The sequence below is a fragment of the Aeromicrobium sp. CTD01-1L150 genome, from assembly GCF_041951745.1.
GTDB lineage: Bacteria > Actinomycetota > Actinomycetes > Propionibacteriales > Nocardioidaceae > Aeromicrobium.
Genome location: NZ_CP169555.1, coordinates 2,865,370 through 2,880,108, shown reverse-complemented (window position 1 = coordinate 2,880,108; position 14,739 = coordinate 2,865,370). Strand labels below are relative to the sequence as shown.

At 66.0% G+C, this 14,739-nt stretch carries 12 protein-coding genes; 11 read left to right on the top strand and 1 reads right to left on the bottom strand.

Annotated features, from left to right (window positions below):
* The first annotated feature begins 32 nt into the window (after positions 1-32).
* The 5 genes from ACEVFP_RS14190 to ACEVFP_RS14170 all read left to right on the top strand — a co-directional run bounded on the left by ACEVFP_RS14190 (position 33) and on the right by ACEVFP_RS14170 (position 7,731).
* Entirely contained in the window at positions 33-617 is a 585-nt protein-coding gene (locus ACEVFP_RS14190; protein WP_375000097.1) for an HNH endonuclease, read from the top strand.
* A gap of 9 nt (positions 618-626) precedes the next feature.
* Entirely contained in the window at positions 627-3,866 is a 3,240-nt protein-coding gene (locus tag ACEVFP_RS14185; protein ID WP_375000096.1) for a peptidoglycan DD-metalloendopeptidase family protein, read from the top strand.
* Between the two features lie 270 nt (positions 3,867-4,136).
* Positions 4,137-5,162, top strand: a complete 1,026-nt coding sequence (locus ACEVFP_RS14180) for a tyrosine-type recombinase/integrase (RefSeq protein WP_375003843.1) — start codon at positions 4,137-4,139, stop codon at positions 5,160-5,162.
* 5 nt (positions 5,163-5,167) lie between these two features.
* Positions 5,168-5,533, top strand: coding sequence for a helix-turn-helix transcriptional regulator (locus ACEVFP_RS14175; protein ID WP_322480290.1), 366 nt, complete (start codon positions 5,168-5,170; stop codon positions 5,531-5,533).
* 170 nt (positions 5,534-5,703) lie between these two features.
* Positions 5,704-7,731, top strand: coding sequence for a hypothetical protein (locus tag ACEVFP_RS14170; protein WP_322480289.1), 2,028 nt, complete (start codon positions 5,704-5,706; stop codon positions 7,729-7,731).
* A gap of 98 nt (positions 7,732-7,829) precedes the next feature.
* Here ACEVFP_RS14170 and ACEVFP_RS14165 read toward each other — a convergent pair whose 3' ends face one another.
* The gene (locus tag ACEVFP_RS14165) at positions 7,830-8,426 is read right to left on the bottom strand and encodes a TetR family transcriptional regulator (RefSeq protein ID WP_322480288.1); all 597 of its coding nucleotides are present in this window, start codon (positions 8,424-8,426) and stop codon (positions 7,830-7,832) included.
* Between the two features lie 55 nt (positions 8,427-8,481).
* Between ACEVFP_RS14165 and ACEVFP_RS14160 the strand changes: the two genes are divergently transcribed.
* The 6 genes from ACEVFP_RS14160 to ACEVFP_RS14135 all read left to right on the top strand — a co-directional run bounded on the left by ACEVFP_RS14160 (position 8,482) and on the right by ACEVFP_RS14135 (position 14,319).
* Positions 8,482-9,255 carry a tyrosine-protein phosphatase gene (locus tag ACEVFP_RS14160; RefSeq protein ID WP_322480287.1) on the top strand — a complete coding sequence of 258 codons (774 nt, stop codon included), beginning with the start codon at positions 8,482-8,484 and terminating at the stop codon, positions 9,253-9,255.
* 26 nt (positions 9,256-9,281) lie between these two features.
* A complete protein-coding gene (locus tag ACEVFP_RS14155; protein ID WP_322480286.1) occupies positions 9,282-10,763 on the top strand; it encodes an ABC transporter substrate-binding protein in 1,482 nt (493 codons plus the stop codon).
* Positions 10,760-11,710, top strand: coding sequence for an ABC transporter permease (locus ACEVFP_RS14150; protein ID WP_322480285.1), 951 nt, complete (start codon positions 10,760-10,762; stop codon positions 11,708-11,710). The genes ACEVFP_RS14155 and ACEVFP_RS14150 overlap by 4 nt, the downstream gene beginning before the upstream one ends.
* A 277-nt stretch (positions 11,711-11,987) precedes the next feature.
* A complete protein-coding gene (locus ACEVFP_RS14145) occupies positions 11,988-12,557 on the top strand; it encodes an ABC transporter permease (RefSeq protein WP_322480284.1) in 570 nt (189 codons plus the stop codon).
* On the top strand, positions 12,557-13,576 hold the full coding sequence (locus tag ACEVFP_RS14140) for an ABC transporter ATP-binding protein (protein WP_322480283.1): 1,020 nt from the start codon (positions 12,557-12,559) through the stop codon (positions 13,574-13,576). The genes ACEVFP_RS14145 and ACEVFP_RS14140 overlap by 1 nt, the downstream gene beginning before the upstream one ends.
* Entirely contained in the window at positions 13,573-14,319 is a 747-nt protein-coding gene (locus ACEVFP_RS14135; RefSeq protein WP_322480282.1) for a dipeptide/oligopeptide/nickel ABC transporter ATP-binding protein, read from the top strand. Before ACEVFP_RS14140 ends, ACEVFP_RS14135 begins: the two co-directional genes overlap by 4 nt.
* Positions 14,320-14,739: the final 420 nt, after the last annotated feature.

Sequence of the window (14,739 nt, the reverse complement as noted above, 5' to 3'; positions counted from 1 at the left end):
TGGCGCATGTTCCCCAGTAGGAGGTGCGTCCTGTGAAGATCATCGCGTGGGTGGGCGTCATCGCGCTCGCCGTCTCCGCGACCGGAGCCGTCGCCGGCCCCGGAACCAGTCGGTTCAACAACCGCTTCGCCGCGAGCGCAGTCGAAGGCGTCCACGTCATCTCCGGGGCCGCCGCGTCGCACCCCAAGACCGCCGCCTCAGCCGCAGCGATCGTCGCGCTGCTGGTCTTCGTCACATCGTTCAGCGGCCGAGAATCACCGAGCCGGGACCCGCAACGCCTGTTCACCGTCGACCAGCGCCGGATCGGGTTCGACCGTGCCGAGGGACGGTGCGAGTTCACTCGGTTCGGTCTCTTCCGCTGCCGGCGTCCGGCCGAGCACGCCGACCACTGGCACCCCTGGAGTCGCGGCGGGGCATCAGACATGGCGAACCTCGTCGCCGCTTGCTCAGGGCACAACCTGCGCAAGTCCGACGCGGCGCCAACGCGCTGGCAGACCGCGCTGTTGGAGTGGCGACGACGCTCGTACTTCCCGGTCGGAACCCAGAGAACCCCCGGCGCCGATCTGCGGACCCCACCCCGGCCAGTGACGCCGGCGCCGCGGCAGCGTCGAAGCTAGGCCGACGTCATGGCTGCCACGCCCGATCCGAAGCACTCCCGTACGCCCGACAGCACCGACGAAGCGCGGCAATCGGGCGATGCCCGAAACCGAGCCGGGCAGAACGCCGGTGGCGCACGCAAGAAGGCGGGGAAGGCCGCGGTCAACAAGGCCGCCGCACGCAAGGGACTCGGTGACGTCACAGCCGCGAAGGACGTCCTGAAGGGCAGGAACGCCGACGGGTCCGAGGCCGGCGGGATCAAGCAGGTCAGCAAGGGTGCCAAGGTCGGCGCCCAGATCGGATCCAAGATCACCCCCGGAGCGGGCACGGTGGTCGGTGGCGCGATCGGTGCCGGGGTCGGTGCGCTCGCGTCCAAGAAGGTCCGCCGGCGCATCATCGTGACGATCTGCGCGATCCCGGTGCTGTTCGTCGGCTCGCTCTTCATGGTGGTCAGTTCGTTGACCGGCGGAACCGACGGCTTCGACACCAATGCTCGCGCCAACGCCGGCGAAGCGGCCCAGACCGACGGCGTCCCCGTCCGCACGATGACCGCCATCGACGAAGCGACCCACGGCACCGACACTCCCTGGGAGCTTGTGGCCGCGATCGCCTACAAGCGATCCGACGGACAGGTGCCCGACTTCGGCGACCTCGAGCTCGACCCAGCACCCAGCAGCTCGGGTGAGGCGGGCGAGCCGTACGGCATGGACCTGGCCGAAGCCAATGCCGTCGCTGAAGACCTCGGCATCGAAGCTCTCGATGACGACCAGGCTGCGAACATCGAGGACCAGACCCGGTTCGTCGCCACTCTCATCTCCCGCGGCGCCAACGATGCCGCTCCCGACGCCGTGCCTGACCTGGACGCCGGAGCGGCGCTGGTCGACGCTGCCGATGGAGCGGGGCAGGTTCGCCGGATCGGCACCGGGGAGAGCAACGAGAAGGCCGCCGAGCAGGTCCGAGACATCTACATGTCCGCCCTCGATGATCTCGACGATGCCCTCGAGCCAGTCGGCGAGGACGCTGAGGGGATCTACGACCTCGCGTTGCAGTGGAGGCTTGGGGTCTCGGTCTGCTCGAACAGCGACGACGAGGGCACGACGCAGGCCCGTGCCGTCGCCGGAGACTGGACCGCACCCATGAAGGGCCGGCTGACATCGCCGTTCGGTCCGCGCATGCACCCGATCACCGGGGTGCAGAAGCTGCACGACGGTCAAGACATCGCCAATGGAGGGGGAACGCCGATCCATGCGGCCGCCGCCGGGACGGTCAAGGTGGCCGGGATGCAACCCGCGTGGGGTGTGAACGTGCTGATCGAGCACGGCGGCGGCATCGTCTCGCGGTACGCCCACATGGCGATGGGTTCCCTGAAGGTCTCCGCCGGAGAGACTGTCTCGGCGGGGCAGCAGCTCGGTGTCGAGGGCAGCACCGGGTTCTCCACTGGCGCGCACCTGCACTTCTCGATCTACGACGACGGCAAGCCCATCGACCCGCTGTCGTTCATGAAGGAACGCGGGGTCGAGTTGGGATCCGATGCCCCAGGCAAGCCGGACGGAGACGGCACCGCAACCGAGGCTTCTGCGAGCTCGACGTCGACATCGAAGAGTCCTCGCTCGTTGCGGTCCAAGAACGGCGAAGGCGAGCAGGTCACCTTCGACTCCGCCCAGATGGACATCGCCAAGACCCTCGTCGACGTCGGGACCCAGGTGGCGAACGAGAAGGCCGTGGTGATCGCTCTGATGGTCGGGCTGCAGGAGTCGCGGCTGGAGAACCTGAACTACGGTGACCGTGACTCGGTCGGGGTGTTCCAGCAGCGGCCGTCGACCGGATGGGGCACCCGGGCGCAGATCATGGACGTCCCACGATCGACCAAGGCGTTCTACGGCGGACCGAAGGGACCTCACAGGGGAGAGCCGCCCGGTCTGCTCGATGTCGACGGCTGGGCGTCCATGGCTCTCGGCGAGGCCGGACAAGCCGCGCAGAGGTCCGGACACCCCACGGCGTACGACAAGTGGGAACCGGTCGCCAAGGACCTGTACAAGGCGCTGCGCGGCACCACCCTGCCCACCAACGACTCCACCGGTTGCCCATCCATCGAGGACGACAAGACAGCCGAGGTCAAGATGGCGACGTACAACGTGTGCCTGACCGGCTGCGACGACAACCTCGATCCGGCTGATGAGAGGATCCCGCAGCTGGCCGAGACGATGCGCAACTCAGGCGCGGACATCATCGCCGTGCAGAACACCGGCGAGGAGGACCAGGCCAAGGCTTTGGCCGACGAGATCTCCGACAGCTACTCGGTCGCATCCCAGGGGCACTCGCAGGCGATCTTCGTCAACCCGGCAGCGTTCTCGGCCGCCGGTGACAACGGGAAAGCGCTGCCAGGCAAGACCTTCGGGATCGGCGGCGGCCGCTACGGCATCGCGCAGATCCTGCGAGATCTTCGAACCGGAGAGAAGCTAATCGTGACAACCCTGCACCCGCAGGGAGGGTCGACGGCGGTGGACGAGGGACGCCGACTGGATCAGGTCCGCGTCGCCGAGCGCACTGTCGGGCAACTGCGTCGCGACCACCCAGGCACGCCGACGCTGTATGCCGGCTCCTTCAACACCGGATTCCCCGGCACGGGTGCGCAGACCCGAGTAGCCGACTTCTACGACTCCAAGGGATTCACCTCGGCCGAGCAGCAGACCAAGAACCGCACGAACGACCAGTTCGACTCCGTCAACGACGCCGGTTCGTTCCCGGAGAACTCGCGCCGGGCCGATCACGTGCTCGCCGACGGTGCCAAGACACCTGTGAAGGAATGGGGTCAGGAGCTGCCAGAGGACCGAGAAGGGCCGGTGCCGTCCAACCACAACCTCGTGTGGGCCCAGATGAGCCTGAGCGACGACGTCGGAGGAGGGTCCGTCTCCTCCCAGCCTTGCAAGGCAGGGTCAGAGGTGGAGAAGGGGCTGCAACAGCACACCGTCGATGTCTACCGAGCGGTGTGCAACCAGTTCCCCGACGTGGCCACCTACTACGGTCTGGCGAACCGCGGCGAGCACGCCACCGGCCACTCGCTGGACGTCATGGTTTCCGGTGCAGAAGGCCGCAAGATCCGCGACTTCCTGCAGAAGAACCACGCCAAGCTCGGCATCGACTACCTGATCTATGAACAGGAGATCTGGTCGGTCCAGCGCGACAGTGAGGGCTGGCGTCCTATGGGGAGCCGCGGCTCCCCGACGGCTGACCACTTCGATCACGTCCACGTGACCGTCAAGGGCTAATCTCGGAAAATGCATCTAATGTAGGATTCTTACGTTAGATGTAAGCCGGATTCTCGGGGTTCCGCGTGGTTGAGGTGGTGTCGAATCTAGCAGCGGCACCCATGCCTGACCAGCGGTTCCGCGCCTGATCTTACATTTGATGCAGGATTCTTACTTTTAATGTAAGGTCATGTCGTGGTGTTCACGGGCGGCCTGGGGCCGAGTTCAGGGTCTGGTCCGTCGCCCGGGAATGTGTCGCTGTTGCGTCCGGCGGAGCAGTTCTTCGATGAGATGTTGGCGGGCTGGTCGGCGCAGCAGACCTCGCGGATGCTCGCGGCGCAGACGATCAAGACCAGGGCGTCGCAGGTGCGCCGGTTCGCGGGCTTCTGCGGGACGCCGCCGTGGGAGTGGTCGCCGGCTGATGTCGAGGAGTGGACGACGTCGTTGGTCTCGGGCGCGCGGCCGTTTTCGGTCTCGACGGTGCGGGCCTATCAGAACGCGGTGGCGCTGTTCTGCGACTATCTGACCGATCACCGCTACGGGTGGGCGGCTCGATGTGAGGAGCTGTTCGGCACGCATCCGGTGCAGGTCTGCCATGAGTGGAACACCGTCGTCCACACCGGCGATCACGAGGCACGGCCAGCGGTGCGGCCCCTGAGCCGGATCGAGTTGCAGGCGTTCTTCGACTATGCCGATGACTTGGTGGATCGGGCGCGCTCGTCGGGCCGCAAGGGCTGGCAGACGATGTTCCGCGACGCGACGCTGTTCAAGATGATCTACGCCTTCGGGCTGCGCCGCCGGGAAGCGGCGATGCTGGATCTGCATGACTTCACCCGCAACCCCCAAGGCCCGGAGTTCGGCCGGTTCGGGGTCTGCAACGTCCGCTGGGGAAAGGCCATGAAGGGCTCGCCACCGCGGCGTCGGGCGGTGTTGGCGGTGTTCGACTGGACGAGGCCGGTGATCGAGGAGTACGTCAGTGAGGTCCGGCCCCGGTTCGACGTCGCTGACGAGGCGATCTTGTGGCCGACCGAGCGGCAGAGCCGCATCCGTCTGGATCACGTCGATGACCGGTTCGCCGACTGGCGTGACGACCTCGGCCTGGACCCGGTGCTGCATCCGCACTGTCTGCGGCACTCCTATGTGACACATCTGATCGAGGACGGCTTCGACCCGCTGTTCGTCCAGCAGCAGGTCGGCCACCGGTGGGGCTCGACCACCGCCCTCTACACCGGCGTGTCCGGTGACTACCGCAACCGCACCCTGCGCCGCGCCCTCGACAGCGCATTCACGCCACCACCGGCTATTGAGGAAGGCTGATCGCTATGACCAAGACCGTCGCCTATCACTGGCATCTGCGCAAGTTGATGAACGAGCACGGCATGCAGTCGACCACCGATCTGGTGCCGCTGCTGGCTGATCGGGGCGTGGTGATGACCTCCACGCAGGTCTACCGGATCGTGACCGGGCAACCGGAGCGGTTGAACATGGCGTTCCTCGCCGCGCTGTGTGACATCTTCGGCGCCACCCCGAACGACCTGATCGAGCCCTACGTCGTCTCCAGCTCGCGGCGCGGACGCAAGACCGGCACGACCGGCACGACCGGCACGACCGGCACCCCGACGACACCTGGGCCGGCCAGCCGGAACCGGCCGACGCGCGCCACCATCCGCGGCGCCGACGACTCCTGAGCGCACTGCCGCGGCGTTGCGGCGACTGCGGCCGGCCGATCCAACCGTCCTCAGCCCCCGGCGTTCGGTGCCGGTGTGGCGGCAAGCGGCTCGCCGCCGCCCGCCTGGCCGCCAAGCGTGAGGCTCAGCGGACCGCGGTCACCGAGCTGCTGCGCACCGTCGACGCCAGCGTGAGCGGCGAGTTGGTCGAGGAGCTGCTGGCCCGTGTCGCGGCTGCCCCGGCCGCGAGGTCGCAGCTGGTCAAGCACCTGGTCGCCCATCCGGGGCTGCTCACCGCTGGCGGGTCCAGGATGCGCAAGGTCGTCGGCGAGTTCCTCTACGCCGCCATCGACGCCGGCGTCACCGGACTGGTCTCGCCCTCGTGCGCCCTCTGTTCCCGGCCCCGCACCCTGTTCCACACCCACGGCGATGGTGAGCGCATCTGCACCACCTGCTACAACCGGCTGCATACCGCGACCTGCGGCGGCTGCGGCCGTGAGGGCCAGCGCATCAAAGGCCGCGCCCCGGACGGGGCGCCGATCTGCTCACGCTGCCACGAACGCGCCCGACCGCAAGAGCCCTGCGAAGGTTGCGGACGTCCCGGCTCGCTGAAGCAGTCGGTCGTCGACGGCCGCCGATACTGCCGTTCGTGCCGGGCCAGACGCGCCCCGACCGAAACCTGCACCGGCTGCGGGCAAGACCGCCGGGTCAACGCCCGCACCGACGACGGCGGCGCGATCTGCACCACCTGCTACAACCGAACCCGCACCAGCGACGATGTCTGCGACGAGTGCGGCACCATCGGCCCGCTCGCCACCAGGGCCGGCGGCAAACGCGACGGATCACGAGACCTCTGCGTCCGCTGCTATCGGCATCCCAGGCGGCCCTGCGGCATCTGCGGCAGGCTCAAACGGGTCGCCCTGCGCGCCACCGACACGACACCGGACGTCTGCCCGACCTGTTACCAGGCGCCGGTCATCGACTGCTCCGTCTGCGGACAGCAGGCTCTCGGCCGGCGGACCACCCACCACGGCCGGCCCCGCTGCTTCGGCTGCCAGGCCGCCGCCCAGATCGACGCCGCCCTCACCGGCCCCGATGGGACGATCCGCCACGAGCTCAAGCCCGTCCGCGACGCCCTGACCGAGCTCCAACAGCCGCGATCGCTGCTGACCAACTGGCACCACCTCGCCAGCTTGAACCTGCTGATCGAGATCGCCCAAGGACGACTCGAGCTGTCCCACGATGCTCTCGACGCGCGACCGCAGGTCTACTCGGTCACCTACCTGCGCTCCATGCTCATCGCCACCGGAGCACTCCCACCACGTGACGAGAACGCCGCCCGCCTGCACCGCTACGCAGACGAGGCCGCCGCCGACATCGCCGATCCCGAACTGCGCGGCGTGCTCACCCGCTACGCCCGCTGGCACGTCGTCGGCCGAGCCAAGACCAACCGCCACGGCCACATCTCACCGGCCGTCGCCGGACGATGCCGCGGCGACATCCAGACCGCCAAAAACTTCCTCGAACACCTCACCGCCGACGGTCACGACCTCGAACACTGTCCTCAGGCCCGCGTCGACGCATGGCTGGGCACCGACCGCACCCGACGCCTGACCTTCATCCGCTGGCTCAAACACGGCGGCCACCTTCCCCGAATCCGGCTCCCCGATCCCGTCCCGAACAAGGACCCCGACCATCACATCGACCCCGACACCCAGCTCGCGCTGGCCCGACAGCTCCTGCACGCCCCCGACGCGGCGAGCATCGAGGACCGCGCCGCAGCCTGCCTGATTCTGCTCTACGCCCAGCCCGTCGCCAAGATCGTCGCCCTGACCACCAGCGACATCGACATCGGTGACGCAGGCACCTACCTCACCCTCGGCCCCGAGCCGCTACTGCTCATCCCGCCCCTGGACGATCTCGTGACGGCGCTGCCGCTCGCCAAGCCCTTCGGCACCGCCAGCACACTGGCCGACTCCCGATGGCTGTTCACCGGCAAGAACGCCGGCACCCACCTCAACCCCGCCTCTCTGATGCGACGGATGCAGACCCTCGGCATCACCGCCAGAACCAGCAAAAACACCGCCCTGCTGCACCTCGCCTCGACCACCCCACCCGCGGTGTTCGCCGCCACCATCGGGATCAGCATCGGCGCCGCCACCCGCTGGGCCGCACTAGCCGGAGCCTCCTGGTGCACCTACGCCGCCATCCCGAGATAGCCCCACCACCGAGGCCGCCGACGCGCACCTGACACGCATGCGACCCCTCACACCAGAGCGATTCCGGCACTTCGATCATCCGACCCTGCCCGGTGGCTCTACCGTTGTCCAATGACAGCTCGGACGGCATCGAACCAGTGTCGAACGATCTCACGCTGATCCGGTTCACCATCGGTGAATGTGAGGGCGAGACCGAGCTGGATAGCTACGATCGCATCAGCCATCAGCTCGGGGTGAGGTTCGCCGGTGTGCTGGAGGCGGTCGAGGAATGCAACTCGCGTTCGCTCGGCGATGAGGTTCTGAACGTGTGCGAACTGGCGGGTGACGCCGGGCTGTTCACTGAGTTGGCGACGGAGGCTTTGTCGGCGACGGTCCAAGTCGGAAGGATCATCTTCCATCAGCTGCGCCAGACACAGTTCGAGAGTATCTAGCGGGGAAAGGTGCGCCGGAGCCCTTGCGATGAGGGTGGCAAGGCGTTCTGACACATCGTCGCTGAAGAGAGTGAGCTCCTTGCTGGGGAAGTAGCGGAAGAAGGTGCGGGGTGCCACCTCGGCCCGTCGGGCGATGTCGTCGACTGTCGTCTGGTCGTAGCCGCGTTCCTCGAACAACTCGACCGCGGCTCTCTGGATCGCCAACCTAGTCTCGGCCTTGTTCTGCTCTCGCCGCCCGAGCTGGACGGCTCCGTCAACGTTCATAGTCCGTTCATCCTCTAGGAAACTGGCAGTCCTGCCACTTTGCAAGTATGTCGGCATGCTCTACGCGACATGCCTTCCTCCTAACTGGCGACCGGTGCAGTTGACGGTGCCGCGTGATCCGAACATCACCGATGGCCCGAGCATTCTCTATCGTGCCGCAGCGCTCTCCTTGGCGACGCGGCAGGAGCTTGCGGCGTGTCCGCGTTCGCTCACGTGGCTGGATCTGCGGACCGACGAGGAGCGGCTGCTGGACCCTCGGGATTCGCCCGCCAAAGAGCTGCCCACGAGTCTCGTCCCTCTCGTTGGCACGGACACACCGTTGAATCGTGCCCGCACGAGGAGCGTGCTCGAGAGGCTGGTCCGCGGCGATCTCTCCTTCGGCGACTTGTATGTGGAGATGCTGGATAGTGCTGCCGCCCAGTTCGGTGCCGTGCTCGAAGCCATCACAGAAATGCACGGTCACGTGGTGATCACCTGCCAGGGAGGACGGGACCGTACGGGGGTGCTCATCGCACTCATTCTTGATCTCGTCGGTGCCCGTCGGGACGTCATTGTCGAGGACTACTTGCGCACGAACGACGACCAAGCCTCCACGATCAGCAGGCAACCCGACAGTCCCGGCGAACGAGTCCTCGCCGGTTACGACATGACCTGCCGAGCTTCAGACATCGAGCAGGCGCTGGACTTCCTGGCCGACTGCGGAGGGTCTCGCCGGTACCTGGCACCGCATCTCCACTCTGAGCGCCTCGGTGCGATCACCGAGTCACTCCGCGAACGAATCATCCCAGCATCCGCGCTGAGTACAGAACTGAAAGGCAACCTCGGATGAATAGAAGAAGGTCTATCACAGGCGCGGTGCTGGCACTCTCCGCCGCGGTAGCGCTGTCGGCATGTTCTGGTCCCAGTTCCGACAGCAGTGAGCTGGTCTCTGGCGGGTCGATCACGATCGGCCTTGACACTGACCTCACCTCGCTCGACCCAATGGACAACCTGGTCGCCCACCAGTCGACGTTGATCGTGGGAAACGCCATCTACGAGCCGTTGTTCATCGACGGCCCTGGTGGCGAACTCGTTCCCAGACTCGCCGAATCGATCACCACCGACGACCTCCTCACGTGGACGTTGAAACTGACACCCTCGCTGACCTTTTCGGACGGCTCGCCCCTGGACGCCACCGCAGTGATCGCCCACTTTGAGCGAATGGCTGACCCGGACTCGACGTGCGAATGCCAACCGATGGCTGCACAAATCACCGGCACCGAGGCCACCGATGCGGTCACCGTTCAGTTCACGCTCGAAGCTGCCGACGTGGCCTTCGACCGGAATCTCACCCGTGGACTCGGCATGATCGCAACCGTTCCCGAAGGAGATGCCGAACCGTTGGGCGCGGGCGCGTTCGTGGTTGAGGCGACCGACCCGGGCGCCTCAGTGACGCTAACTCCCAACCCTGAGTATCACGGCGATCCGGCGCTTCTGGATGAGCTGGTCCTGCGGTTCCTCCCCGACACAGACTCGAGATATCAGAGCTTGTCGTCGGGCACCATCGACATGGCCTGGCTCAACACAGCCAACCTGATCGCACAAGCGCAGGCCGACGGCCTGACGACAGCGACGGCCAACTCGTCGACTGCGACGGCGTTCCTGAACACCCAAAGCGCACCATTCGACGACATCCGGGTCAGGCAGGCGGTCCAGGCCGCGATCGACCGAGAGGTCCTACTCGATGTGGCCGACCAAGGCGTCGGGAACATCTCCGTCGGTCCGATCGGTTCAAGCTCCCCCTACGCGGTCGAGACCGAGTACCCGGAGTTCGACCCTGAACGTGCTCGAACGCTGCTCGCCGACTATGGGCAGCCAGTGTCCTTCAGCTACACGACAGACGCTCGACCGCAATCCGCTCAGCGTGCTGTCGCGATACAACAGATGCTCAGTGACGTCGGTATTGAGATGACGATCGACACCGTTGATGCCGCGACCATGGACACCCGAATGTTCAGCCGCGAGTTCGAGGCGATTGAGTTCTTCACTTCGGCCTACGGAAACACAGATAGCGCGATGCGCGGCATCTTCCCCAGGGAAGCGTCGGGCAACTTCGCCGGTTACGACAATCCCGAAGTCACCGACCTCATCTCGCAAGCCGCTTCGACGATCGACCAGGATGAACGTGGCGACCTGTACGGCGAGGCGGCACAGATCGTCGTCGACGAAGCGCCGATCCTCTTCTACACCGAGAGCCCATCCGGCTTCGCCGCCACCAGTGAAGTCGGTGGGATCCCCGACCTGAGTGACCGCAGTGTGATCTCCATCCTCGCCTCGGAACTGGGGCTCAGCGGTTGACTCACATCTGGATCATCCGAGGAGCACGAGCGACGACTGTCCTCGTGCTCCTAGGGCTCGTCACCATGAGCCTGCCGATGCTGCTCACAGGTAACCCGGCACTTGTCGTACTCGGCCCGGAGGCGACTCCGGAGCGGATCGCGACCTTCCTTGCCGATCTCGACCTCGAGGACCCTCCACCTGTGCGGCTGTGGAACTGGGTCTGGAATGCCGCCGCCGGTGACCTCGGGACCTCGCTGGTGACGGGTCGACCGGTCGCGGGCGAGATCGCACAACGTCTGCCTGTCACCCTTGAGCTGCTGATCGCTAGCCAGATCGTCGCGATCGCGATCGCCCTCCCCCTGGCGATGGCCTCCGCATGGAAGCCTGGCCGGAGCATCGACCGGTTCGGCACCCTGCTGGCCTTTGTCATGATCGCCACACCACCGTTCATCCTCGCGCTCGGACTGATCGCCATCTTCGCCGTGGCACTGGGAGTCTTACCCGCGACTGGATGGCGGGACATCTCGAGCGACCCCCTCGGACACCTCCGGCATCTCATCCTGCCGGTGTTCGCGACCGGACTTGCAGAATCAGCTGTCCTCGTCCGGCTTCTGCGCGCGGACCTCATCGAAACACTCGAGCAGCCCTACATCCTCGCTGCGGAATCACGGAGAATGAGCGTTCCTCGGTTATTGCTTACTCGCGCTCTGCGGCCCTCAAGCTTCTCAGCGTTGACGATCGTCGGCCTGACCCTCGGACTCGCCTTCGGAGGCTCAATCCTGATCGAGTCCATCTTCGCCATCCCCGGGATGGGACAACTGGCCATGACCGCCATCGAGACCAGGGACTTCCCGGTCATCGAAGCGGTCATCATCTTCTCCGGCCTCGCCGTCGTCGTCGCGAGTATCGCCGTTGACGTCGTCTACGCCTTCGTCGACCCGAGGACCCGCCATGTATCCCGCTGAGCAGAGCGTCACGCCCACGGCACTGATCGGCCCTCGACCGCGACGCAGGTCGCCGGTGGACCGCCTCGGCGTCTCATTGGCGGTCACCTGGATCGTACTGATCATCCTCGGCGCAGTCTCTTCCAGCGTCTTACCTGGTCTGGATCCTCTCCACGCAGAGTTCACAGCGACCCTGGAACCGCCCAGCAGCGCACACTGGCTCGGTACCGATGCGGTCGGGCGGGACATCTTCGCCCGGACCCTCGCGGGTGCCCGATCATCCCTGATCGTCGCATCGATGACCGTGGCATTCGGTCTTGTCGTGGGCGGGCTCCTCGGGGTGCTCGCCGGCTACCTCCGAGGAATCGTAGACGGACTTGTCGGGGTCCTGACCGACCTGATCCTGGCGTTCCCCGCGCTGATCCTGATAATGGCGATCGTCTCGCTCGCCGGAGCCGGCTACTGGACGATCGGACTGCTGATCGGCGGCCTATCGATCCCCGCCTTCGCGAGATTGGCGCGAGCCGCGACCATCACGGTGCGCGAGCGCGACTACGTCAAGGCCGCCCAGATCAATGGCGCCAAACCTCCCCGGATCATGATCACCGAGATCATCCCCAACGTGCTGCCAAGCATCGGCGCATACTCGTTCGTCGCCATCACCGCCTCGATCGTTGTCGAAGGCTCGCTCAGCTTCCTCGGGTTCGGCCTCCAACCACCCATCCCTTCCTGGGGCAGCCTCATCGCCGAAGGACGCAACCACTTCGCCACCGCCCCCTGGATCACCGGCATCCCCGCTCTCACCTTGTGCGCCACCGTGCTCTCGGTCAACGTGCTGGGTCAGACCCTGACGAAAGGACGACCGTAATGCAGCCCACGTCCCCCGCACTCCTGCGCGTCGAAGCGCTCAGCGTTCGATTCGACACACCCAACACCCCGTCGCGGCACATCCTGGAAGGCGTTGAACTCACCCTCGGCGAGGGGGAAAGCCTTGGCATCGTCGGAGAGTCCGGCTCCGGCAAATCCGTCCTCGCCCGAGTCATCATGGGCATGCCAGCACGAAACGCCCACGCCACGATCGATGGGTCAATCAGCTTCGACGGCGAGCTGCTGACCTCGTTGGAGAAAAAGCGGTGGCGATCGTCGGCGAGCCGCGCCATGGGCATGATCTTCCAGGACCCATCCTCGACCCTCAACCCCGTTGTTCGCGTCGGGCGCCAGATCACCGAAGGCGCGCCCCCTGGTGTTCGACGATCCCGCCCGGCTCGTCGTGCCCTCGCACTCGAACTGCTGGTGTCCGTTGGCATACCCCACCCGGAACGCGTGGCCGAGAGCTTCCCGTCACAGCTCTCTGGTGGCCAGCGGCAACGGGTGGGAATCGCGGCCGCCCTAGCCACTCAACCACGCCTGCTCCTCGCCGATGAACCAACCACCGCACTGGATGCAACCGTCCAGAAACAGGTACTGGACCTGCTCGACGCCATCCGAAAAGAACGTGGAATGGCGATGATCCACATCAGTCACGATCTCGCAGCGCTGAGCGGACGAACTGACCGGATCGCCGTCATGTACGCAGGACGCATCGTCGAGACCGGACCCAGCGAAACCATCCTCAGTCGGCCCGAACACCCCTACACCCGAGCGCTCATCGACAGCACTCCTCGCCTGAGTGCCCCGCGGCGTCCCCCGCTCCCGAACATCACCGGCACGCTGCCCGAACTTCTCCACCCACGCAGCGGATGCGCGTTCGCACCTCGGTGCGGAGTCGCTGACGCCCACTGCGCCACGTCCCGCCCGCCCGAGGAAGCGAACGCCGACCCGCGACACACCGTCGCGTGCTGGTTCCCCATCCGCTCGGCACACCATCGCGTCGAGGCTCTCACATGACCACCCTGCTCGCCGTCGACGATGCCCACATCACCTACCGGCACGGACGCGAGACGATCCAAGCCGTCCGCGGCGTCACCTTCAACGTCCCCGAAGGCCGCGCCTGCGGCATCGTCGGCGAATCCGGATCCGGTAAAAGCTCCTTGGCCCGCGCAATCACTGGTCTGGTCCCGCTCTCCAAGGGCCGAATAGCCGTCCGCGGCATGGCGCCTGTCACGCGCTCCGGCCCGGGGGGCGTGAGGATGATCTTCCAGGACCCGATCGGCTCACTCAATCCCAGACGGCGGCTGATCGACATCGTGGCTGAACCGCTGCGCATCGCAGGCACATCAACATCGGTCGCGCGAAAAATCGCCGCCCGCATGCTTCAGGAGGTGGGCTTGGACCCAGCAACCTTCGGAACCCGGCGGCCCGGTGATATCAGCGGAGGACAAGCGCAGCGAATCGCGATCGCCCGCGCCCTTGTCGCCGAGCCGACAGTCCTTGTCGCCGACGAACCCGTCTCGGGACTCGACGTCTCGATCCAGGCTGGGATCATCAACCTGCTCCATGCACTCACCACACGGCAAGGGACAGCCCTCGTCCTCATCTCTCACGACCTGAGCGTGGTGCAAACGCTCTGCGACCACGTCGTCGTCCTCAACAACGGGCTTGTTCAAGAACAAGGCAACATTCGCGAGGTCTTCACGAACCGCAACAACGCTTACACCCGCCAACTCATCTCCGCAGCACCTGACTTCTAACCTCCGCGTCTGCCACACCGTCGGCTGCAAGCCGACTGTGGAACAGCAGCTACTCGTCGAGACTGCGCCGGCGGCGAACGATCTCTCACCCGAGGTTAAACACGAGGCAGCTGATCGAGGCGGCAAGGGACGCTCGGCTCTGGCCGGCAGCACCACAAAGTGTGGGCTGCAGTTCTTGAGAACCCTGATTGGGACCCCATCATCTCGGAGCCGCATGCCCACGAAGAGGATCACCCTGCGGCGTGCCCGGCGCTGCGGCGACCAGAACGGTCTGCGCCTGATCCTCCTAAGGTTGCACGTCAATCTTTCGGAAGCGCGTTCTGTGCGATCTATTCCGGCGGACCTGTGCATCTGGGAGGAAGCGAGCAGAGGTGCAGCACGTAAGCACCGTACGGCGTCCAGTGCCTAACGAGATCGAAC

What these genes read in the sequence shown, in the direction of transcription:
- ACEVFP_RS14180 (WP_375003843.1), top strand. Translation starts at nt 4,137, where the DNA reads ATGTTGGCGGGCTGGTCGGCGCAGCAGACCTCGCGGATGCTCGCGGCG.
- ACEVFP_RS14175 (WP_322480290.1), top strand. Translation starts at nt 5,168, where the DNA reads ATGACCAAGACCGTCGCCTATCACTGGCATCTGCGCAAGTTGATGAAC.
- ACEVFP_RS14165 (WP_322480288.1), bottom strand. Translation starts at nt 8,426, where the DNA reads ATGAACGTTGACGGAGCCGTCCAGCTCGGGCGGCGAGAGCAGAACAAG.
- ACEVFP_RS14145 (WP_322480284.1), top strand. Translation starts at nt 11,988, where the DNA reads ATGACCGTGGCATTCGGTCTTGTCGTGGGCGGGCTCCTCGGGGTGCTC.
- ACEVFP_RS14140 (WP_322480283.1), top strand. Translation starts at nt 12,557, where the DNA reads ATGCAGCCCACGTCCCCCGCACTCCTGCGCGTCGAAGCGCTCAGCGTT.
- ACEVFP_RS14185 (WP_375000096.1), top strand. Translation starts at nt 627, where the DNA reads ATGGCTGCCACGCCCGATCCGAAGCACTCCCGTACGCCCGACAGCACC.
- ACEVFP_RS14135 (WP_322480282.1), top strand. Translation starts at nt 13,573, where the DNA reads ATGACCACCCTGCTCGCCGTCGACGATGCCCACATCACCTACCGGCAC.
- ACEVFP_RS14160 (WP_322480287.1), top strand. Translation starts at nt 8,482, where the DNA reads ATGCTCTACGCGACATGCCTTCCTCCTAACTGGCGACCGGTGCAGTTG.